Genomic DNA, 22,931 nt, shown 5'->3' with positions numbered 1-22,931 from the left:
GTGTGAGAATCAGTGCGAAAATAAGACGTTTCATCACAATCCTGATTGGAATCGCTGCTTTGCTGACAGCCGCGTGGGCAATTTACCAAGGGAATTTATCATCAGAGTCCCAGAGAATCGGTGTTATTGAAACCGGTGCAATTGCTCCTGAATTCACTGCCGTTAATTCAGCCGGAGAACAGGTGAAGCTCTCCGATTATCGGGGCAAAGTTGTCATGATTAACTTTTGGGCTTCCTGGTGTACCCCCTGTGTGAGGGAGATGCCGATGATTAATCAGATCGCTCAGACATATCAAGAAGACGTGCAGACCCTGTTTGTCAACGTAGGGGAAGCGAAGGGGACCATTCGTGAATTTATGAATAAACAGCAATTCGATTTCCCTGTAATCATTGATGTGACCGGAAAAGTCTCCGGTCTGTATCGCATCACCGGGCTGCCAGCGACGATGATCATAGATCAGGAAGGCATATTCCGTCACATTCTGCTCGGTGAGTTGACCAAGGATATTCCCTTGCAGCAATGGCTGGAGAACACCGTCCAACAAAAGAATTGAAGCCTTGCAAGATTTAAGAACAAAAGAAGCCGCTATATGAGCGGCTTCTTTTGTTTTTTTTTGTAAGCTACAAGAGCCAGAACAACTGCAAACGGTTGGGTTTCGAAAACACCTTTCACCCATAGTGGAAATGAAATGTAATACCACGGTTCTGCCCAATGAATCAATAGCCCCTTTGGGTACTTTTTACTCTTTTCACCGAGTTGTCGGAAAGAGTTGATCCTTTCTTGAACATTTAGGGACGAAGACGTGTCAGTGATTGAATTGCTCATTCACAAAGATATAATAATTTTAACTATTAGGTCTCGTTCAGAACTTTGGCCTTGTATTCTCAGGAAAAACAGGCTCGCTAACGGATGCTTATCCAGTAATAAAGCTTGGCAGCATGTAATGATGGTTGGGCAAAGACTCCCTCGTCTCTGACTTTGTGAAAAAATTCTCTTTCTACATACAACATTGAAGGAGCGCTTTATAACTAACTCTGAACCAATGGCGTAGCCGCCCAATCCTGATATTGAAAGTAGTTCAAGGGCTGACTGACCTAATGATTCAAAGCATCAAATCATTGCAAAAATCGAACAGAGTTTGAAAGGAGGCAGTAAAGAATGGGAATTGATACGGTGATGTGGAGCAAGCTGGTGACAGGCATGACGCTAGGGTTCCACGTTATTTTTGCGACACTTGGAGTCGGTGTGCCCCTAATGATCGCTATTGCAGAGTTCATGGGGATCCGTAAAAAAGATCCTCACTACACACTAATGGCGAAGAGGTGGTCACGAGGGTTTGTCATTTCTGTGGCGGTAGGTGTTGTGACCGGTACAGCGATATCACTGCAACTGGCCCTGGTATGGCCGAATTTTATGAAATTGGCAGGGAACGTCATTGCACTTCCGCTATTTATGGAAGTGTTCGCGTTCTTTTTTGAAGCGATCTTCTTGGGCATTTATTTGTATACGTGGGATCGATTCAAAAATCCGTACATTCACTGGCTGCTGACGATTCCGATTGTTGCCGGGGCAGGTATGTCTGCCGTCTTTATTACGACGGTGAACGGCTTCATGAACCAGCCTGGGGGCTTTGTCATGGAGGCAGGCCAGTTCACAGCGGTTGACCCGATACAGGCGATGCTGAATACGGCGACGTTCTCCAAGGTGTTCCATGTATTAAGCTCGGCCTATTTGACAGGAGCTGCCCTGTTAGCCGGAATTGCAGCCTTTGCAATGCTGAGAAAAGGGGTATCCGCATACCACAAAAAAGCCTTGAACCTCATGATGGCGGTGGTGCTGCTGTTTGGCGTGCTGAACACGTTAGCCGGAGATGTGTCCGCCAAGTTCTTGGCAGAGCATCAGCCGGAGAAGCTTGCTGCGGCAGAATGGCATTTTGAGACGGAAAGTGGCGCGGATTTGATTTTATTAGGCTGGCTGAATGCAGAGCATGAAATTATAGGAGCTCTTCACCTGCCAAAACTGCTCAGCTTCCTGGCCTTTAGTGACTTTAATGCCGAGGTAACTGGACTGGAGGAGTTTCCGAAGGACGAATGGCCGCCGCTGCTCGTTCACTACTTATTTGATTTGATGGCTGGAATCGGATTTACTCTGCTGGCGATCTCGGTTCTGTATTTCCTGTTTGTGTTCTGGAAAAAGCGCAATGAACTGAACAAGTGGCTACTTGGAATCATTGCCCTGGGCGCACCAATGGCTTTTCTCGGGGTTGAGCTGGGCTGGTTCTATGCTGAACTTGGACGACAGCCGTGGATTATCCGGGGATATATGCGTGTAGAGGAAGCCGCCACTTCATCACCCAACATAAGAATGATCTTTTTCTTCTTCCTGCTTCTCTACATCGTTCTGGGAGTCATGTGTGTTCTTGTGCTAAGACGTTTGTTCAACAATAATCCGGCAGAAGTCGAGATGGAGAAATGGATGAGGGAAAAGGAGAAGGAGAAGAGCAATCCGACTACAGAAAAGGGTGAAGATGCATGATGAGTTACGAGTTGATTGGCATCTCGGTGCTCTGGCTGTTCTTGTATGGCTATTTAATTGTAGCCTCCATTGATTTCGGGGCGGGCTTCTTTGCCTTTTATGCACGCTTGACGAAACAGGATCATCTGATTAATCGTCTGATCTCCCGTTATTTATCCCCGGTATGGGAGATTACGAATGTATTTTTTGTTTTTTTCTATATTGGAATCGTTGGATTCTTTCCGGACACGGCTTATTATTACGGGTCAGCACTGCTCGTACCGGGAAGCATTGCGGTCATTTTGCTCGCCATTCGTGGTTCGTTTTATGCCTTTGAGAACTATGGCTCCAAAACTAATATCGTGTATCTGTTTCTATACGGGGCGTCAGGTCTGCTTATTCCTGCTTCGTTGTCAGTGGCGCTAACACTGTCTGAAGGCGGCTTTATCGTGAAGGAGGGTTCGACAGTTTCTCTGGATTACTGGACGCTGTTTACCAATCCGTTATCATGGAGCATCGTTGGACTGGCGATAGTGTCCGTTTTGTTCATAAGCAGCTCATTTTTGGCCTTTTATGCATCTCGGGCAGAGGATCACTCTGCGTTGAAGCTGGTGCGGAACTATGCCCTGTTTTGGAGTACACCGACGATTATTATCGCACTGACTGCATTTATATATTTGGGACAGCACAATGAGCGACATTTTCAAAATATGATGGATTTATGGTGGCTGCTTGCGCTTTCCGTTGCATTTTTCATGATTGCGATGTGGCTGTTATACAACGGACGCCGTTACGGATTAGCGTTTATATGTATCATGCTGCAATTTTTCTGTGCCTTTTTCGCTTACGGAATTGGTCAATATCCTTATATCCTCGATCCGTACATTACGATTCAAAACAGCGTCACCTCACCAGCGATGGGCTTTGCACTGGTTGTTGTGTTTATCGGTGGCATGTGTATGTTAATTCCTTCCCTGATCCTGGTCTTCAGACTGTTTCTGTTTGATGCGGACTATGTAAAGGGAAAAAAATAGAGTGAATTTATTTATGCAAAGTGAGGGAGTAGCCTGCCTCATAGGTTCATAGAAAGGAGGAGCGTTTGCATGAAGAGGAAAACAAGTCTGCTTGCTCAACAAATGTCTGGCCAGCGAAAACGTCTCGTGCTCATGGCTGTTATTTCACTCGCACTCGGTATAGCCATTGTGAGTCAGGCCGCACTGCTTGCTGAAGCAGTTCAACGGATTTTCGTGGAGAAAGCTTCCCTCTCGTCGGTTGTCATGCTGCTCGGGTTGCTTCTAGCTGCCATGGTCGTACGCACAGGGTTGTCTTATGGGAACGGGAAGGTTGGTTTGCATATGGCTGCCAGTGCCAAGACGAATATGCGGGCAGCCGTGCTGCAACATTTGACCCATGCGTCGATGCCATCAACCCTTCGTGGGCAAACAGGGGGAAAGGTCAGTGTTGCTCTAGATGCTGTGGATGAGGCTGACAGTTATTTCAGTCTGTATATGCCGCGTATGATGGAGGCTGCCATCATTCCGATTCTGATTTTAATTGTAACGTTTATGCAGCATGCCAATTCAGGCTTCATTATGCTGTTTACGGCCCCGTTTATTCCCTTGTTCATGATTTTGGTGGGAATAAAAACGAAAAACAAATCAGAGGAAAAATATGCGCAGCTGGCCGAGTTCTCCGGTACATTCCTGGATTCACTTCAAGGGCTGGTTACGTTGAAGATATTCGGACGGGCACATCGCCAGCAGAAGAAAATTGAACGCAGCAGTCTGGATTATCGTGATGCTACGATGGCCATTTTGCGGATTGCATTTACAAATACCTTTATGCTGGAATCGATCGTTATGCTAAGTATCGGTATCGTTGCTCTCGAACTGGCAATCCAGCTGCTTGTATTTAAATCGATGTCGTTCCATACCGCGTTTCTCGTGTTGCTGCTCGTTCCCGAATTTTACAGTCTGTTGAAAAATACGGGAACCGCCTTTCATAGCGGGCGAACAAGTATGGGAGCGGTTCGTAAGGTAGAGCAGATGCTCGAGACAACGGCTGGAGAGAGCAAGTCAATAGATGGAAAAGGAGGAGCAGGCACATCCGATGGAATCGACGAGGTCGACAGCATGGATCGGATGGAAAGGGAGAACGGGATAGGGACATTGCAAATGGACATTTCCAATGACAGTTCCATGCCACCATCCATGATATTGGACCATCTCCGATTTCGATACGCGCCAGAATCATTTGAGCTTGAAACTGGCCGGGTCAAGCTTGAGCCGGGAGAACATATTGCCATTGTCGGCAAAAGCGGTTCAGGGAAAACGACATTACTGCATCTCATTGCGGGTTTGCTGAAACCAGCATCAGGAGAGGTTCTGGTCAATGGACAACCGCTATCCGAGTATGATGAGGCTGCATGGTTCGAACAGGTCAGCTACATTACACAGCATCCGTATATTTTTGCAGGTACATTTGCGGAGAACATTGCGATTGGTGCAGGTCGGAACGTGTCCAGAACTGAAATTGAGCAGGCTGCAGAGGATGCCGGGCTTGCCGCAGTGGCTGCTCAATTGGAGCAGGGCTTTGACACCTTGGTTGGTGAAGGTGGCCGAGGTCTGTCTGGTGGGGAAAAACAGCGACTTGCCTTGGCACGTGCTTTTTTGAAGCGGCCTTCCATCATATTGTTTGATGAACCCACGGTGGGTCTGGATCTGCACACAGAGCAGATCCTGCAACGCTCCATTGCCGCATTGGCAAAAAGGGCGACGATGATTACGGTGGCTCATCGGCTATATACCATTCAACATGCTGACCGCATATTGTTTATGGACCACGGTGTCTTAATGGATACGGGACGCCATGAAGAGCTTCTGAAGCGCCTGCCAGCGTATGCGGAGATGATTGATGTTCAACGAAAAGGGGGCTTAGCATGAACGAGCTAGCGATTTTATCCAAAGCATTGATTCAGGAGCGAAAGGATATTATCCTTTCGATTCTAGCTGGGTTTATTGCCGGCATAGCAGGAGTGGCCCTCTTTTCCGCGAGTGGGTATTTGATTTCGCAAACAGTCTTTGCTCCACCGCTCTACACCTTAATTGTACTCACCTCAATGGTCAAGCTGCTTGGCCTGCTTCGGGCGGCGAGTCGTTACGGGGAGCGCTTGTATTCCCACAGGGCAACGTTCTCCATGCTTAGCCGTTTGCGTACATCCTTCTTTGCCCGACTCATTCCTTTAACGCCGGGTATATTGAACAAAAAGAGAAGCGGGGATTTGCTTGCCCGAATCGTTGGGGATGTGGAGAGTCTACAGCATTATTTTTTGCGTGTTGCTTATCCACCGATCATTGTGGTCATGGTCTTTTTGGCTACGGTGTTGTTTACTTCAGTCTTTTCATTCTGGATTGCGGGTCTGTTTGTATTAGGCATGCTCACAACGGCATTGGTTGTACCGGGAGTGGTTTTGCTTGGGCAGCGGAAAATACATGGACGTGTTCGCGAGCAACGGGCGCTGCTTTCCACGGAAGTCACCGAAGTATTGTATGGATTTCGGGATTTGAAAGTGTACGGACAACTGGCACAGCGGGAGCAACAGCTTCAGCAGGCTTCTGCGGCGTTGACGGTTCAGCAGCAGCGGGCTGCCGGACACTTGCTGCGCGGGCAATCCATGCACACATTGGTTACGTTTCTTATTTCCTGGGGCGTGTTGACGCTTGGAGCCTATCTTATTATTGACGGAGCGCTAGCTGGCGTGTTTCTTGCAATGCTGGTTATGGCCTCACTAACCGTTTTCGAAGAAGCTGCAGCAATGGCTACATTACCCTATTATAAGCAGGATAGCGAACATGCTGCGAAAAGACTGACGGAAACCATACAGACCTCTGATGTACAGTCTGAGTCTGGGCAGCCCGACGGAGCGTTATCTGGTAATCAGGCGGTATCGCTTGAGCTCTCCAGTGTTACGTTTCAATACGAAGGGGAGTGGAGACCGGCACTAAAGGACATTTCGCTGCATATTTTACCGGGCTCCAAAACGGCAATTGTCGGACCGAGCGGATCAGGAAAATCAACGATTATTGAATTACTGCTTAAACTGCGAACACCCACGACCGGGGAGATCCGTTTAAACGACATTTCGGTGAATGAACTGGATGAGACAAGCATTTGGCAATGGGCTAATGTCGTGCTGCAGCAAAGTCATTTCTTCAGGGGAACGATCCGGGATAACCTGCTGTTGAGCGATGAAGAACATTCGGATGAACAACTGGTAGATGTGTTAGAAAAAGTACAGCTACCCAATACATCATTGACCGATGTAGTCTATGAAAAAGGGGAAAACCTGTCGGACGGCGAGAAGCAGAGGCTGGCTCTGGCACGGGCGATGCTTCGCAAGGGACGGTTGTGGCTTCTCGACGAACCTACTTCCTCACTGGATTATGTTACAGAAGAACGTGTGATGAAACACCTCTATGCACAAGCGGCAGAGGATACGCTTCTAATGATCTGTCATCGCCTTACGGGTCTGGAAGAGATGGATCGGATTGTGGTCATGGAACAGGGAAGGGTAGTGGAGGCAGGCTCCTATGGGGAGTTAATGGAGCGAAAAGGCTATTTTTATGAAATGAAGATGATTGAGCGGCAAATGATCGGAGTATCAGGAGTGTAAAGAGCAAGATATGCACTGATGCAAATGAAAGAGTGTACTTCATCGCAGTTTTAACATTCGTCATACTGAAAATACACTCGCACACGTTTACGCTGTGTGGAGTGTATTTTTAGTTTAAAACCCCAAAAGAATGAAGGCAAGCAACAATCCAATGAAGCTTCGATTAAACAGTTTGTGCTCCAATACAATAGACCTTAATGGCCTCCTGTATTGGAAGCCCAGACAGGATACCAGCCTGCACTCGGGGTTTCTGTATTGTACAGCACTAAATTGCCGTCGTTTTGAACGATGAGCACGTTACCTCTAAGGTTGGGTGGCACATTGTCCGCTCCATAGTACGCTGTAGACCATGCCTTGTTGTCTGACGTCCAGTAAGGTGTGTTTTGAGGATCCTGGAGAACTAGCTTTCCACTCCAATAATCAATCTTGAAATGATTTATTCTGGTGTCACTGGTCTTGGTGTTCCATAACATCGTGCGTGTGCGGTTATCCCAGAGCTGCAGGTCGCCGTAGACGCTGTATTGCAGAGAAAACCTGATGTTGTTGGATACGAGTGGAATCGAGTTGTTATACATGATGTCGTTAATAAGGCGGTCTCCAGCCGCAGATGCTGAAGGAGCGATGGAGAGCAAAAACATGAAAATTGCAGCAAATAGTAAAGTGGCCTTTTTCATAACATCCTCTTTTCTGGGATATATTTTAAATTACCTACCAAATATATCATATCTATCTATCAAAAATGTATAAAATTTCAAGCGGAATGAAAGTATTTTTGAAGGTACTTGTATTGGTTTTAATCTTCGCTTAACAACTTAATTTCAACATTTCAATTGAAAGGGTTATTCTATCTGAATCAATCCGGTGAAAGCTTAATCTGAATTCCCATGTTACCCATAGTCATCGCATCATGTCAGCTATTTGGAGTTGAGTATGAGCCGGAGACATTAAAGCAGTAACCGATTAAAGCGATGGACTATCGAAACGTTGACGCTGCTATGATTTTGCCACAATAATCAGGTATGCCTAAGAGTGGAACGCGAGTTCCAAAATGATGAAAAAATAAATTTTTAGTGATCACTTGATTTTTTTTAATGTATCTGATATCGTAAGACCTGTGATTTTGGAAAGCAGATATATCAACATAAATCAGGTCTTTCCAGCAGATAATTTTGACCACTTCTCCAAAGGAAGTTAAGGCCATACGGACAGCCGGGTCAAACGCCGATTGGCAACTTATGTTGCCTTATTGATTGAGTTAAAAGCTCAAATTTTATAAGTTGGTTACTTTACAACCAGTGCACCTGCACATCAACTTGTGAAACGGTCAATAAGAGTGGTAAAGGCGAATTATTTGCTATATAGACTCTGATCTGATATTGATATACATGAAGAAGCTTTCCACTGGAGGAGTTCTTTTGAACTTTTTTAGTTATGGAGACTTTGCGTCTTTTTTATGATGTATATCGACAAGCAAGTGTGATGATGCGCGATTGTGGCATTTTTCACCTTGCTTTTTTTGTTGGTTCAAAACGGGCAAAAAGTTGAAAAATGAGAAAAATAATTAAAGATAATTTCAAAAAAATTCATATTGGGTTAGGAGAATGGAAAATGGGAAAAGCACTAATCATCGGCGCCGGCGGCGTAGCTTCAGTAGCAGTTCATAAATGCGTTCAAAACAGCGAAGTATTCGAGGAGATCTGCATCGCAAGTCGTACGAAATCCAAATGTGACGACCTTAAAGCCAAGCTGGACGGCGGTAAAACAAAAATTACAACGGCTCAAGTGGATGCTGACAACGTTGACGAACTGATTGCCCTCATCAACGAAGTTAAACCGGATATCGTCATGAACCTGGCATTGCCTTACCAAGACCTGACAATCATGGATGCTTGCCTTGCAACAAAAACAAATTACATGGATACAGCTAACTATGAGCCGGAAGATACGGCGAAATTTGAATACAAATGGCAATGGGATTACAAAGAACGTTTTGAAAAAGCCGGAATTACAGCTCTGCTCGGCAGTGGATTTGACCCAGGTGTTACGGGTGTATTCTCTGCTTATGCGCTGAAGCATTACTTTGACGAAATTGAGTATATTGATATTTTGGACTGCAACGGCGGGGATCACGGCTATCCGTTCGCAACCAACTTCAACCCTGAAATCAACATCCGCGAAGTTTCAGCTAACGGAAGATATTGGGAAAAAGGCGAATGGATCGAAACTCAACCAATGGAAATTAAACGCGTCTACGACTTTAAGGAAGTTGGCGAGAAAGACATGTATCTGCTTTATCATGAAGAACTGGAGTCCCTGGCTAAAAACATGCCTGGTCTGAAACGTATCCGTTTCTTCATGACATTTGGTCAAAGCTACCTTACGCACTTGAAAGCCCTTGAAAATGTGGGCATGACATCGATCGAACCGATCGAGTACGAAGGCAAACAAATCATTCCGCTGCAATTCCTGAAGGCGGTACTGCCAGATCCGGCGTCCCTTGGACCACGTACTGTGGGCAAAACGAACATCGGCTGTATTTTCAAAGGTAAAAAAGACGGTAAAGACAAAACGTACTACGTGTACAACATCTGTGATCACCAAGAATGCTTCAAAGAAGTCGGTTCCCAAGCTATTTCTTACACAACAGGCGTTCCAGCTATGATTGGTGCAGCGATGGTGATGACTGGAAAATGGAACAAACCAGGCGTATACAACGTTGAAGAGTTCAACCCAGATCCATTCATGGAAGAGTTGAACAAATGGGGTCTCCCATGGGTCGAAGATTTCAACCCGGTACTCGTTGACGAACTGCCAGAAGAAGCCAAAGAATCGGAGCTCGTTCGTTAAGATGCGGTTTGAGCAATTACCGACGCCATGCTTTGTTGTTGACGAGGGACTTATCGAGAGAAATCTCAAAATTCTGAACGGTGTCATGCAACGTACAGGAGCCAAAATCGTGCTGGCTCAAAAAGCATTTTCCATGACCACGATGTATCCGCTCATCGGAGAATACCTGAGCGGTGCAACGGCAAGCGGGCTGTATGAAGCCCGCCTTGGTCATGAGGAGATGGGTAAAGAGAACCATGTCTTCGCCCCGGCCTATCGTGAAGATGAGATCGATGAAATCCTTTCGATTTCCGATCATATTATTTTCAATTCATTCTCCCAACTGGAGAAATTTAAGGGCAAGGCACTTCAGGCTGGACGCAAAGTGGGCCTGCGTATTAACCCTGAATGCTCGACCCAGGAGGGGCATGAGATTTACGATCCATGTGCTCCTGGTTCCCGTTTTGGTGCCAAACAAGAGGATTTCCGCGCAGAGCTGCTGGAAGGTGTCTCTGGACTGCATTTCCATACCTTGTGTCAGCAAAATTCAGACGATCTGGAAACGACGCTGAATGCGGTAGAAGAGAAGTTTGGACAATGGCTGCCACAAATGGAATGGATCAACTTCGGCGGTGGGCATCACATTACCCGCGAGGATTACGACATTCCAAGACTGGAAGCTTGCATCAAACGCATGCAGGAGAAATATGGACTGGAAGTGTATCTGGAGCCGGGCGAAGCAGTTGCTCTAAACGCGGGCTTCCTGGTTACTTCTGTGCTCGATTTCCACAAGAACGGTATGGACATTGCCATTCTGGATACCTCGGCCACATGTCACATGCCGGACGTGCTGGAAATGCCATATCGCCCACCGCTTATCGGTTCGGGAGAAGCGGGAGAAAAACCTCACTTGTATCGTTTGGGTGGGCAAACTTGTCTTTCGGGTGATGTAATCGGCGATTATTCATTTGACCAACCACTCAAAACGGGTGACAGATTGGTATTTGAGGACATGGCGATCTACTCCATGGTCAAAACCAATACATTTAACGGCATGCCGTTGCCAGCCATTGCAGTGAAAAGAAAAGATGGCGATTGCGAAGTGGTTCGCGAGTTTGGCTATCAAGATTTCAAAATGAGACTGGCTTAATACTTTTTACAGATATAGCAAGAGCAAAAGGGAACCTGATCACAGGTTCCCTTTTGACGTTTAACATAGGATGGGTAAACTGCTATGTTTATGATTAATCGTTGGGTTTCGAGGCTGCTCTCGTCGCATACGGAAAGATCGGTTCTTTCAATTCAAATTCATAGGTTAATCCATTTACAATACCGACGACGCTTTCGCTGTCATATAATGCAAGCAAAAATCCAGCCATTTGTTCTGCTGTATGGAATTGGGGAACACGGCCCTCATATTCGAACTGGTCTATATCAAAAGATCGTTTTGCAAATTCCGTTTCCGTTGCAGCAGGCGCGAGTACTTTTGCTTGCATTGCTGCATGATTGCCTTTTAATTCTTGTGCAAGGCCTTCCGTAAAGGCACTTACATAGAACTTTGTTGCACAGTAGGTTACTGCATCCGCCACGATCGTATATCCACCACCAGAAGAAATGTTAATGAGCTGTGTGCCCTCTACCTCTGCATAATCACGTACATACAGGGATGAAAGAATGGTTAATGCTTCTATGTTCAGATGAAGCATCTGTTCGATTTTAGGTAGATGTTGTTCACCAACCGAAGCAAAATTTCCGAACCCTGCGTTGTTAATCCATGTTTCGATAGAGTAATGATGGAGACTTTCGTAGAATGCATGGACATTGGCAGCGATGGACAGATCCACCGTGCGAATGACGATGTCCAGATCAGGATCAATTTCAATTACTTTCGATTTTAACTTCTCCAGTTCGTCGCTTCTGCGTGCAGCCAGGATCAAATGTTTGCCGCGAGCCGCAAAAGCCAAAGCTGCTTCATAGCCAATGCCCGAACTGGCACCGGTAATCACTGTATACTTCATGGATATTCCTCCTGGATTTCAGTTCATTATTTATTGTGATATGACTACGTGTTGATTATACTGATTAGAGCTTACTCTAAGTCAAGCGGAATATAGAAGGAGGATCACCATGCATACAATCGGTGAAGTGGCTGAACTACTCGGTATCAGTACCCACACATTGCGTTATTATGAGAAGGAGCAGATTATCATACCGTTCCGTGATGCTAGTGGAGATAGACGATACAACGAATCGCATCTGAAATGGTTGCATTTTGTAATCAAACTAAAAGAGACTCAAATGCCCATCGCTATCATCAAAAAGTACGCATCCTTATTTCAGGAAGGTGAGCATACTGCTGCAGAGCGTTTAAAGTTGCTGGAAGAGCACAAAGAGGCGATTCAACAGCAGATGCACACACTTCAGTCAGCAGATCAGATGCTGGAGAATAAAATTACGGCATATCGAGTATTAATCGGGAAATAATGTAATCTGATCGAGGAACGAGCAGAGCGAATTCAGTGGTTGCATATATGACGATCTATTGCCAAAATAGTGAATTTTGTTATAGACTATTTTTTATGTTTGTTCATCAAGGGGGAAAAAGAATGAATCAAAGGAACGTGCAAAAGTCTAACAAGCTGAAAATCATCTCCAAAGTATTGCTGATTATGATCGGGGCTTTTATTACCTCATATGGTCTGGAAGCCATATTAATTCCAAATAATGTATCAGACGGTGGTGTGACAGGTCTGAGTATCGTAGGCTCACAACTGTTTGGTTTACCGTTAGGGATGCTGATTGGTATTATCAACATTCCATTTGTCTGGTTAGGTTATAAACAGATCGGTAAAAGCTTCGCTATTTATTCCATCATCGGTATTGCCTCGTTAGCTGTGGGTACAAGCCTTATGCACCATGTACCAACGATTATTCAAGGGGATACATTGTTAATTACCGTCGTGGGTGGTATTATCATCGGTTTTGGGATGGGTTTGGCGCTGCGTAATGGCGGGGCATTGGATGGAATAGATATGTTGGCTGTCCTTCTTTCACGGAAATTACCTTTTGGAACGAGTGATTTAATCTTATTCCTGAACATGTTTGTATTTATTGTTGTTTCGACCGTATTTGGTCTTCAAGGGGCGATTCTGTCTGCACTTGCTTATTACATTGCTTCCAAAGTGATTCATATTGTTGAAGAAGGTTTGAGCGGGTCCAAAACCTTTAAAATTATCACAAATCAACCTGAGATTATGGTCGAAACGATTCGCGACCGTTTAGGTCGTGGAGCAACCTATACCGATGCTTACGGGGGTTACTCCAATGAACAATTCAAAGAAATCACCTGCGTAATCAACCGTATGGAAGAAAGCAAGATCAAGGATATCATTCACGAAATTGATCCCAATGCTTTTATTGTAGTTTACGATGTGGCCGAAGTTAAGGGCGGCAATTTCAAAAAGAAAGATATTCACTGATCATACAATGAGCAGGAGTTAATGTCGGGGAGTAAAGATCTAACATACATAAAAGTCGCTAATATAGCGGCTTTTTTTGTTATAAGGGTAGAAGTTATGGTATAAAGTCGCCTCCAATAACTTCAACCCTTTGAAGTTCATCATACTTTGGCAATCCGTAACTGTATTTCAGTCAAGAATTGCTCGGTAATGATCGTATCCCGATTATCAATTTCATAAATTTCAAACGGATCTCCCATTAAACGGAGCCCTTTATCATTGGCATATGCAACGACCTCAAGCATTTTTTTATGACTTTGACGGTAGTTACCCCGATAAAATAATGACAGGTAATCGCCAGCTGGCAGGAAATAATCATATTCAATTTTGCCGGAATCGTCAGGACTAAAGATAAAGAAAACGGAGTTGAAAACATCCCGTACACCATGCTTTAATTCCTCAAGTGACACGGAAGCACCGTACAATTGGTTGCCGAAGTCGGGAATGTGACTATTATGCTTTTGATGCAGCTTCTTAATGGCATAATCCATCTCCTCATCCCGCGTTATACGTGTATTGAGCTGCAGACAAGGCCGATTAGGATACGTTTTGATAGAGTAAACCCCCGTCTGAATGCTGCTTGCGTCAGTCAACACCTTGATTCTGCCCTGGATAATACGCTGCGTAGTTTCGAGCTTGGCGATTTGTTCCTTAATCAGCTCCTGTTCAGTGAATAACAATTCAAGCGTATTTTCTACACTTTGCTGATCCAAATACGCTTTGATCTGTTGCATAGTGAAATCCAACTGACGCAGGTCCCGGATGATATTCAGTTTATACATATCCTGAAGGCTGTACAGCCGATAACCGTTACCGTCTCGCCGGGGCTGCAGCAGCCCTAATTTTTCGTAATAACGAAGTGCGTCAACACCTATTCCGTAAAGCTTCGAAATTTCATTGATTTTATAATCATTTTTCATCGTTTTATCCTCATTTGCACTTAGCTATTATATGTGTGCGCGTAAGTTGGAGGCGCGCCATACACTTCCTTATACAGCAATTTTCTAACCATTTCAAATTGTGTCGAGGTCAACTTTGCCGGATAACTCATGATCTGTAATGACAAGTTTTGCTGCCTTACAGCACGAAGAGGCGGTTGAACATAAGAATGATCTCCCAGGTAGAATCCCAGGCGCTCATAAAATCCGATCCTTCTCTGCTTCAGCTCATCTTCTGGCAATTCGACTTCCAATATAACCGGCTTGGCGGACTGGTTCATGAAACGCTCCATTAAGCGCTTGCCTATGCCGCCTCCACGAATGTTCGCGGAAACAGCGACATGCTCGACGTATCTGAACGACTCGAACTCCCAGCCTGCGAGAAAGCCAATCACTTCATTATGCTCGTTCTCTTCTGTGAGAAGGTGATAGCATGAATTGGACAGCAGCTTCTTCTGTTCTGAATATTCCCGATATTCAGCTTCGGGAAACGACTGCTTCATAATTTCAAACACTTGGTCAAACTGTTTTTGCAACATCAACTGAACCACTCCTAATTTGTAAAACCCATATTTGCGCTACATTCACGATAAACCCTGGTACGATACCAGAGTCAAGCAATATGGCAGAGATCACAATTCCTGAAGTAAGTTTACTTATTACAACTTTTTTTGGCCGGTATTAAACTCTTTCATTGTACAGACATTGTTTTACTTGGTTCAAAACGTTTCTCTAGACCCACACAATATCGTGATGATACCATCGTAAAGTGCTAGAAAACAGTTGGAATCAGGGGGATTATGTTAGTGGAGCAAATAAAGTACGACAACTTAAAACTGGGAGAAAAGGGAGCAATCATCAGTATTATTGCTTATATTTGTCTGACTGCAATTAAAATGGTCATCGGTTATATGTCTAATTCCGAAGCTTTGAAAGCGGATGGGTTAAACAATGCTACCGATATTATAGCTTCAATCGCGGTTCTTATCGGTCTGAGACTTGCTCAACGTCCGGCTGATAAAGATCATACATATGGACATTGGAAAGCAGAGACCGTTGCCTCACTGGTTGCTTCTTTTATCATGATGGCGGTAGGTCTACAAGTGTTATACGAAGCTATCACATCCGTATTCCAGGGGAAAAGCGAATCTCCAGACATCTTCGCAGCATGGACAGGCATTTTCTGTGCGGCAGTGATGTATCTGGTTTACCGATATAATAAAAGACTCGCTTTAAAGATCAAGAGCCAAGCGGTTATGGCAGCTGCAAAAGACAATATTTCGGATGCCTGGGTTAGTATAGGAACAGTTATCGGCATCATCGGTTCTCAATTTGGCCTGCCATGGCTCGACCCATTAACAGCTGTAGCGGTGGGCTTTCTAATATGTAAAACTGCTTGGGACATTTTTCGGGAAGCTACACACCATCTTACGGATGGGTTTGACGAAGAACTAATCAAGGTATACAGAAACACGATTGCCAATATTGATGGGGTAGAGGCAGTTAAAGATTTAAGAGCTCGTAGTTACGGTAATAATGCTGTTGTGGATGTTGTCATTCTTGTACGATCGGATCTGGATCTTCAGAAGGCTCATGATATTTCAACAAATGTAGAAGACGAATTGTTAAGAGAACATGATGTGTACACTGTTCATGTTCACGTTGAACCAGACGAAGCTCCAAACGAAGCGCTTTTATTATAAAACATGAGCGACAACTACAAGGAATTTCCAGTAAACAGGAATATCATTTTCTCTTCTTGATGTAAGACAGAACAGGTAGCCGATGGCTACCTGTTTTTTTAGTTCAAAGGGTCTCCGAACATGTCCTTTTGATTCTTCTTGCGGAAACTTCTCGGAGACTCACCAACCGTTTTGGTAAAAAGAATCGTAAAGTAGTTTGGGTTCTCGTACCCGACCAACTTGGAGATTTCCCATATTTTTTTCTTGGTAGAAACCAACAATCGGGTCGCTTCTCCCATTCTTCGTTGAATGAGGTAATGATAGGGGGAGGTACCGTAGCAGTTCTTATACATATGAATTAAATAGTAGAAATCAATATGGAATTGATCAGCCAAGTCCTTCAGCTTAATATGCTGCCGGTAGTTCGTATCCAAATAGTCTTTGATGCTTTCGGCGAGGGTATTGCTCGGAACGATCTCACTTGCTGTGCGCTGATGGTGCGACATCCGATCGATAATCAGCAGAATGGCATGCAGCAGATGATGGGAAATAGAGACGTATCCGTCTTCCCGGATTGAAAATTCATTAAACATGGTCTGCATTAACGAACGGATCTCTTCCGAATAACGGTTGGCACGAACAACTGGTTCACTGCCGGGAGGAACAACCCAATCGCTGTTGGCGCGAGTACCCTCTTTGAAACGAAAGCCACAATAGAAGGTGGATAAAGGGAATTCGGGATCCGATTTTTCCTCGTGAAGTGTTCCTTTGTTATATACAAGAAGATCTCCCTTTTGGGCGGAGTGCTTGATCCCATCAATCGTGAACGAGCCACGGCCGTCATTCACGTAAATAATCTCATGCACATCGTCATGCTTATGGGTTGGAAAACTCCAATGGGGGTTGTCTGCCAACTTCCCAACATAAATAATGATGCAATCTTGATCTTCATCCATTGGTTCGGATTCATGGCGTGTATTCATTAATGTCTTCCCTTCAAGATTCTGTGGTGAAATGACAACATGCATAATGTTTTGGAAGAAGACCACAACAACCTTTATTGTCGCTTGGCATGTCTGACAGTACAATTTCACTATTAATAATATGTACTATATATCGATCGGAAGGGATGTGGAAGCAAAATTTGATAGGAATGGATTCTAGTTTAAGAAAATGAAACGCTTGCAACATTAGAGAGAATTGTGAGGGCTTATGCATGACTAGAAAAAGAGAGAATTTACTTATTTTAACACTTACATTCGTTAGCTTTGTTTTGGGAACAACCGAATACGTGATTGTGGGCGTATTGAAGGAAATCGAAACCTATATGAAAGTATCGCTGGCTGCCGCAGGTGCGCTCGTATCCGGCTTCGCCATTGCCTATGCGATTGGAACACCGTTTGCCGTTGCATTCTTGGCCAAAATTCCCCGGAGAAACTCCATTTTAATTGGATTTGCAGTCGTGCTTGCCTTAAATGTATTAACCATCTTCTCAACAACATTCTTTTCCCTGATGATTATTCGGATCGTCTCGGCTGTCGCTTGCGGACTTACGATATCGCTTTCGATTTCAATTGCAAGCGATGCAGTCAACCGGGAACGAAGAGGGGAAGCAATTGCTTGGATACTGGGCGGGTTTTCCATCGCTAATGTGCTTGGCGTCCCGCTCGGGACCTTCATCGGACAGCATCTGAACTGGTCCATGACGTTTGTTGTTACGGCCTGCATCGGTGTGATGCCATTCATATTCATGTTCCGTATTCTTCCACGACAAACGATGACCATTGCCGGTTCATTCAGCGACCAGATGGCTCTATTTATGAAGCCTCGCATACTACTGGCCTGTTTGATTCCGGTCCTTGGAAACAGTTGTATTTTTGTGATCTTTACGTATATTACTCCGTTGCTGGGACAGTCCATGGGCATACCCGCAGGTTGGATTAGTGCTGTACTCCTCATCTATGGTGCGTGCAGCATACTGAGCAACTGGATTGGGGCCAAAATAGCAAAGGGAGATTTCTTACCCAAGCTCAAATGGCTTTTCGTTATTCAAGCCGCTATCTTTTTGGGGCTGAGTTTCACCGTATCTCATCTATGGCTGGGCTTGGCGTTTCTGTTCCTGATCGGTTGCCTGTCATCCTCGATGAGCGCGGCTTCTCAACTCTATTTGTTTGATGTCTCCGGAGCGATAGCGCCAAATTCCAGACCGTTTGCTTCCACCTTACTGCCCGTAGCGGCAAATGTGGGTATAGCGCTTGGCTCTGGATTCGGGGGTCTTGCTGTCGATTTGGGTGGTGTAGAGTGGGTGCCTCCTGTAGCTGTGGTGCTCGCTTTATTAGCCTTTGTTATTACAGTGGTGTGCCAACGTTCCATTCAATTGAAGCCGGAAGAAGCAGTTTCTCCTAAACTGGATTACAGCAAGTACCCATTAGTAGATCCATGAAGTCTGCTCTTTGATCCACGATTGTATCTTTTCATTGAGTGAAACCAACATAATCATACATGTTCGAGTATGAAAGTCGCTAATCTAGCGGCTTTTTTTGTTTTTACGGATCAATTGTTTACCCGGAAATTACGGTAAGAATGAGCTGAGGAAAGACGGAATTAAAGAAAACGGTTGACGAAGGAAGTGATCCTGTATAAAATGAAGCCGTGATTTAGTAAATTAGTAATTTAGTAAATTAGTAAATCTAAACTTTGTGGATAGGAGGGGAAAATTGTTCAGTTCTGGCCTTGCAGAATGATGAAATAAATAGGGATCGGCTGCACACGGTAGTAAAAATCTTAAAGGATAAGGGGAATTGAAAATGTTTGCGAATCGATATGTTCGAACCATTATCCTCTCCAGGGTACTGCTACAACTGGGAATATGGATTCGGAATTATGCTGTACTTCTTTATGTTTCCGAATTGACACATAACAATCCGGTTGATATATCACTGATTTCGGTTGCGGAATTTGCACCGATCTTTATATTTGGCCTGATTGGCGGGACCTTTGCCGACCGATGGAGGCCGAAGAGAACCATGGTCTGGAGCGATGTGTTATCCGGCTTGTCTGTCGGGGCCGTACTGCTTGCAGTTATGAATGGCGGATGGATTGCACTTCTGATCGGATCATTTGTTTCTGCCAGCTTATCGCAATTTTCTCAGCCTTCGGCGATGAAACTGTATAAACGGCATGTACCAGCCGAACAATTGCAGGGTGTTATGGCGATGTCCCAAACGCTGGTCGCTGTCTTCATGGTGCTTGGACCGGTGATTGGTACTTTTATTTTTATTAAGTTTGGCATTAACGTATCCCTGATCCTGACAGCAGCTATGTTTCTGGGATCCTCGCTTGTATTATCCTCTCTTCCCCGGGATGTAGAGGAAGCTGGGTCAGGGAATACCGGCAGCTTCGTCAAAGAGATGACCGACGGACTGCGCTATATTGGGGCCAATAAATCCTTGAGAACACTGGGATTAACCTTCTCGGCAGTCGGATTAGCATCAGGATTGACTCAGCCGCTTCAAATTTTCCTTGTCATTGAGAATTTGGGACGGGATAAACCTTTTTTGCAATGGCTGGTGATGGCTAATGGGGGCGCTATGTTGGTTGGTGGTGCTGCGATCATCGCAATCTCTAAAAAAGTAAAGCCACAATTATTGCTTTTGGTTGGTTTACTTGTTAATGCTGTCTGTACTGTCGGAATGGGTGCGTCTAAGCAAGTTTGGCTAACAATTGTTCTGCTCGTGATTAGTGGTCTGTTCTTTCCTTGTATCCAAGGTGGAATTCAGACGCTTCTTATGCGAAACACGGAGGGGGCATTTATTGGCCGGGTATCCGGAGCGATCATGCCGATTTTTATGGGAATGATGGTAATTGGCATGTTTATCTCCGGATATATCAAGGATACCTTCTCCTTGCTTAGTGTATTTATGACGAGTGGTGTTTTTGTGGTTATCGGAGCGCTGTTACTGCTCCCTATTGTCAAGGAAAAGGAGATAGAGACATGGATATGAACAAGCGCAAGGAGCTGCTGGAGGAATACAAGCAGATCAAGACTTATATGGGCGTAGCCCAAATCAAAAACAAAATAAACGGAAAAATCTATATTGATAGCTATCCCAACTTGAAAAACAAATGGTTTACTCTGCAAATGCAACTGGATCAAGGGAGATTTGCAAATCCCCAGCTGCAAAAAGAATGGAGAGAATTTGGAGAAGATGCATTCACTTATGAGGTTCTGGAGCAGAAAGATATCGATAAGGTGACGGATATACGCTGGGAACAAAAGCAGCTCCTGAAGTCTTGGCTCCAGAAGTTACAGCCCTATGGAGACAAAGGCTATAATAGACCTCCTAAGAATTAAAGGATGATGCAGTTAATGAGGTTTGACTAACGATGAAAATCAAGATAAGATGAAACCGTCGTTTAGTAAATTAGTTAATAAGTGAACGGAATGAGGGAATAAAATTGAAAATACCTACAACGTTAAAACATAAACCGGTTATCGTGTCGGATAATTATGAGAAGGTTGACGGCCGAATGGCTGGGAATACCGACGCAAAGGGTCTTTCTCTGGGATTGGCTCAGTGGAACGACAGAGGAAAGGTTGATATTTCAGCCAAGGTATGGAGGTATACCGGAGAAAAATGGTCAAGACAATCCGAGGAACTGCCTCTCCATCGCGTGCTTGATTTGTCCATCCTCATTTGTCGGTCCCTGGAACATTTTCGCGAGGCCTATAGATATGAGCATTTGTATGACCCAGAGCAGCCTGTCATTGATCGGGTTGGCCTGCAAGGAGATGCGATGTCTGTGGAGATCTGTACGGACAATGAGAGAATTAATGAAGACATTAAGCTGTTCAGCCAAGCGCTTAGTGATGACGATGAAATGATCGGTGAGCGTTTACGCACATTATCCAAAATATTAAAGGATATGGGTTATTAAAAGGAAAACGTACACACAAGTTGGATTGATCAATAAAGAGACCTAAACGCCTAAAGACGTTTAGGTCTCTTTATTATGTTGAGCATAATTCAATTAATTGGCGATGAAGTTTCCCATTCTATGGTTCTTATGAATCTCTTCCGTTCCAGCATTAAGGGCAGTCCTGTAGTAATCACGCTTATGTTCAATCACTTCCATCGTCTTTCTAAGTTCTTCCATTTGCGCTTCCACACTAGCCTTGCGTTCTGTGAACATGTCATATCGCTCCTGTAAGGTGGAATCTCCCTCGGAGCACCATGCAATAAAATCCTTGATATCTTTAATCGGCATTCCGGTAGATTTCAGACATTGAATAATCTTTAAAAAATCGATGTCGGATTCTTTAAAGTTTCGTGCTCCGCCAGGGGTTCGTTCAACAAAAGGCATGAGTCCTTCCTTGTCGTAGTAACGCAAAGTATATACGGTTAGATTCAATTCTTTAGCAACTTCGCTAATCGAATATGACATTTATTTTCCCCCTTTTCTTACTAGTATAGACTTCGAGCTAACTCTAGGATCTTTTGGAGATTCTATCATGCTGTATGTGGGATGTCAAAGTTTCTAATGACATTTGACCTCGAGTTAACTAGAGGGGTTAAGATCGTATTGCAGGAGAAAAAGCAGGGCTGGATTCAATGGAATTCAAAAGCCAAGTCATGACTTGTACCCTATGAGCGTGACTCTCTTGGCAGAATGACTATGACAATCTTAGGAGGTTTTTAATGATGATAACTGCTAAAGCACGAGCTGTTGACGGTCCGGACCAATTGTTCCGGGCAGCCGAGATTAAACGACGTGATCTTGATTTGCACGATGTCCTGATCGAAATTAAATATGCAGGCATATGCCATTCTGATATTCATACTGCTCACGGCGAATGGGGACCCGTAAACTATCCGCTCGTTCCTGGACATGAGATCGCAGGATTGGTCACAGATGTAGGAGCCGAAGTTTCAAAGTATAAGGTTGGTGATCGAGTAGGGGTCGGATGCATGGTTGACTCTTGTGGCGAATGTGAAAACTGCCGCCAAGGTGAAGAGCAGTACTGTCACAAAGGAAATATTCCTACCTACGCGGGCGTTGACAAGTATGGCGAACCCACACAAGGCGGGTACTCCACTCACATTGTCGTAACAGAGGACTTCATCGTCCGGATTCCTGACAATATCGAGCTTGATGCAGCTGCACCGCTGCTTTGCGCAGGTATTACAACATACTCGCCGCTAAATCGTTGGGGAGCTGGTCCTGGTAAAAAAGTAGCGATTGTGGGTATGGGCGGACTTGGTCACATGGCTGTCAAAATTGCACATGCCATGGGTGCAGAAGTAACTGTACTGTCACAATCTTTGAAGAAAAAGGATGATGGCTTGCAATTCGGGGCAGATCATTATTTCGCGACAAACGAACCGGAAACTTTCGACAAACTTGCAGGGTATTTTGACCTGATTATTAACACCGTAAGTGCGAGTATCGACATCAATGCTTACTTCTCACTGCTTACTCTGGATGGTACTCTGGTGAACGTGGGTGCTCCAGGGGAGCCGTTGTCTGTAAACGTGATGTCGCTCATCGGACAACGTCGTTCGTTCGCAGGCTCATTGATCGGAGGCATTCGTGAGACTCAGGAAATGCTGGATTTCTGTGCAGAACACAGTATCGTTCCTATGATCGAAGTCATCTCAGCCGACCAAATTGATGAAGCTTACAAGCGTGTGTTGGTATCGGATGTGAAATACAGATTCGTCATTGACACGAGCACAATTTAAGTCAATTAAACTATAAGTAAAAGAAGAAAATCCAATC

Annotated in this window: 21 protein-coding genes; 15 read left to right on the top strand and 6 right to left on the bottom strand. The window is 44.6% G+C overall.

Annotation, left to right across the window (positions count from 1 at the left end):
• Positions 1–2: 2 nt before the first annotated feature.
• The 5 genes from P364_RS0132025 (at position 3) to cydC (ending at position 7,187) form a co-directional block, all read left to right on the top strand.
• Positions 3–554: a TlpA family protein disulfide reductase gene (locus tag P364_RS0132025; protein WP_236642268.1), complete on the top strand. Its 552-nt coding sequence runs from the start codon at positions 3–5 to the stop codon at positions 552–554.
• 605 nt (positions 555–1,159) lie between these two features.
• A complete protein-coding gene (locus P364_RS0132015) occupies positions 1,160–2,536 on the top strand; it encodes a cytochrome ubiquinol oxidase subunit I (protein ID WP_024634082.1) in 1,377 nt (458 codons plus the stop codon).
• The gene (locus P364_RS0132010) at positions 2,533–3,549 is read left to right on the top strand and encodes a cytochrome d ubiquinol oxidase subunit II (RefSeq protein WP_036665694.1); all 1,017 of its coding nucleotides are present in this window, start codon (positions 2,533–2,535) and stop codon (positions 3,547–3,549) included. Before P364_RS0132015 ends, P364_RS0132010 begins: the two co-directional genes overlap by 4 nt.
• 69 nt (positions 3,550–3,618) lie before the next feature.
• Complete coding sequence (cydD, locus tag P364_RS0132005) at positions 3,619–5,457, top strand: thiol reductant ABC exporter subunit CydD (protein WP_024634080.1); 1,839 nt, start codon at positions 3,619–3,621, stop codon at positions 5,455–5,457.
• Positions 5,454–7,187, top strand: coding sequence for a thiol reductant ABC exporter subunit CydC (cydC, locus tag P364_RS0132000; protein ID WP_024634079.1), 1,734 nt, complete (start codon positions 5,454–5,456; stop codon positions 7,185–7,187). The genes cydD and cydC overlap by 4 nt, the downstream gene beginning before the upstream one ends.
• Before the next feature lie 194 nt (positions 7,188–7,381).
• On the opposite strand, the gene P364_RS0131995 is transcribed toward cydC, so the two are convergent.
• Positions 7,382–7,861, bottom strand: a complete 480-nt coding sequence (locus tag P364_RS0131995; RefSeq protein WP_024634078.1) for a hypothetical protein — start codon at positions 7,859–7,861, stop codon at positions 7,382–7,384.
• A gap of 934 nt (positions 7,862–8,795) precedes the next feature.
• On the opposite strand from P364_RS0131995, the gene P364_RS0131990 reads away from it, so the two are divergent.
• Positions 8,796–10,034 (top strand): saccharopine dehydrogenase family protein, encoded by a 1,239-nt coding sequence (locus tag P364_RS0131990; RefSeq protein ID WP_024634077.1) that lies wholly within the window; start codon positions 8,796–8,798, stop codon positions 10,032–10,034.
• Between the two features lies 1 nt (position 10,035).
• Positions 10,036–11,163, top strand: coding sequence for a carboxynorspermidine decarboxylase (gene nspC, locus P364_RS0131985; RefSeq protein WP_024634076.1), 1,128 nt, complete (start codon positions 10,036–10,038; stop codon positions 11,161–11,163).
• Between the two features lie 94 nt (positions 11,164–11,257).
• Here the strand turns inward: nspC and P364_RS0131980 are convergent, their stop codons facing one another.
• A complete protein-coding gene (locus P364_RS0131980; RefSeq protein WP_024634075.1) occupies positions 11,258–12,031 on the bottom strand; it encodes an SDR family NAD(P)-dependent oxidoreductase in 774 nt (257 codons plus the stop codon).
• 109 nt (positions 12,032–12,140) lie between these two features.
• Here P364_RS0131980 and P364_RS0131975 point away from each other — a divergent pair, with 109 nt between their 5' ends.
• A complete protein-coding gene (locus P364_RS0131975; protein WP_024634074.1) occupies positions 12,141–12,497 on the top strand; it encodes a MerR family transcriptional regulator in 357 nt (118 codons plus the stop codon).
• A gap of 122 nt (positions 12,498–12,619) precedes the next feature.
• Positions 12,620–13,492, top strand: a complete 873-nt coding sequence (locus P364_RS0131970; protein ID WP_024634073.1) for a YitT family protein — start codon at positions 12,620–12,622, stop codon at positions 13,490–13,492.
• Positions 13,493–13,632: 140 nt separating this feature from the next.
• On the opposite strand, the gene P364_RS0131965 is transcribed toward P364_RS0131970, so the two are convergent.
• A complete protein-coding gene (locus P364_RS0131965) occupies positions 13,633–14,451 on the bottom strand; it encodes a MerR family transcriptional regulator (RefSeq protein WP_024634072.1) in 819 nt (272 codons plus the stop codon).
• 20 nt (positions 14,452–14,471) lie between these two features.
• Positions 14,472–15,008: a GNAT family N-acetyltransferase gene (locus P364_RS0131960; RefSeq protein ID WP_024634071.1), complete on the bottom strand. Its 537-nt coding sequence runs from the start codon at positions 15,006–15,008 to the stop codon at positions 14,472–14,474.
• A 267-nt stretch (positions 15,009–15,275) separates the two neighbouring features.
• Between P364_RS0131960 and P364_RS0131955 the strand changes: the two genes are divergently transcribed.
• Entirely contained in the window at positions 15,276–16,172 is an 897-nt protein-coding gene (locus tag P364_RS0131955; RefSeq protein ID WP_024634070.1) for a cation diffusion facilitator family transporter, read from the top strand.
• A 98-nt stretch (positions 16,173–16,270) separates the two neighbouring features.
• On the opposite strand, the gene P364_RS0131950 is transcribed toward P364_RS0131955, so the two are convergent.
• On the bottom strand, positions 16,271–17,134 hold the full coding sequence (locus P364_RS0131950) for a helix-turn-helix domain-containing protein (protein WP_024634069.1): 864 nt from the start codon (positions 17,132–17,134) through the stop codon (positions 16,271–16,273).
• A gap of 233 nt (positions 17,135–17,367) precedes the next feature.
• Here P364_RS0131950 and P364_RS0131945 point away from each other — a divergent pair, with 233 nt between their 5' ends.
• The 4 genes from P364_RS0131945 (at position 17,368) to P364_RS0131930 (ending at position 21,089) form a co-directional block, all read left to right on the top strand.
• Positions 17,368–18,594: an MFS transporter gene (locus P364_RS0131945; protein WP_024634068.1), complete on the top strand. Its 1,227-nt coding sequence runs from the start codon at positions 17,368–17,370 to the stop codon at positions 18,592–18,594.
• A 364-nt stretch (positions 18,595–18,958) separates the two neighbouring features.
• Positions 18,959–20,155 carry an MFS transporter gene (locus tag P364_RS0131940; RefSeq protein WP_024634067.1) on the top strand — a complete coding sequence of 399 codons (1,197 nt, stop codon included), beginning with the start codon at positions 18,959–18,961 and terminating at the stop codon, positions 20,153–20,155.
• Positions 20,146–20,505, top strand: coding sequence for a GIY-YIG nuclease family protein (locus P364_RS0131935; protein ID WP_024634066.1), 360 nt, complete (start codon positions 20,146–20,148; stop codon positions 20,503–20,505). The genes P364_RS0131940 and P364_RS0131935 overlap by 10 nt, the downstream gene beginning before the upstream one ends.
• A gap of 104 nt (positions 20,506–20,609) precedes the next feature.
• The gene (locus P364_RS0131930; protein WP_024634065.1) at positions 20,610–21,089 is read left to right on the top strand and encodes a DUF6530 family protein; all 480 of its coding nucleotides are present in this window, start codon (positions 20,610–20,612) and stop codon (positions 21,087–21,089) included.
• Between the two features lie 93 nt (positions 21,090–21,182).
• On the opposite strand, the gene P364_RS0131925 is transcribed toward P364_RS0131930, so the two are convergent.
• Complete coding sequence (locus P364_RS0131925) at positions 21,183–21,596, bottom strand: MerR family transcriptional regulator (protein ID WP_024634064.1); 414 nt, start codon at positions 21,594–21,596, stop codon at positions 21,183–21,185.
• A gap of 257 nt (positions 21,597–21,853) precedes the next feature.
• Between P364_RS0131925 and P364_RS0131920 the strand changes: the two genes are divergently transcribed.
• Positions 21,854–22,894: an NAD(P)-dependent alcohol dehydrogenase gene (locus tag P364_RS0131920; protein ID WP_024634063.1), complete on the top strand. Its 1,041-nt coding sequence runs from the start codon at positions 21,854–21,856 to the stop codon at positions 22,892–22,894.
• Positions 22,895–22,931: the final 37 nt, after the last annotated feature.

The organism is Paenibacillus sp. MAEPY2 (assembly GCF_000499205.1).
Lineage (GTDB): Bacteria > Bacillota > Bacilli > Paenibacillales > Paenibacillaceae > Paenibacillus > Paenibacillus vandeheii.
This window is presented reverse-complemented; position numbering and strand designations above follow the sequence as displayed.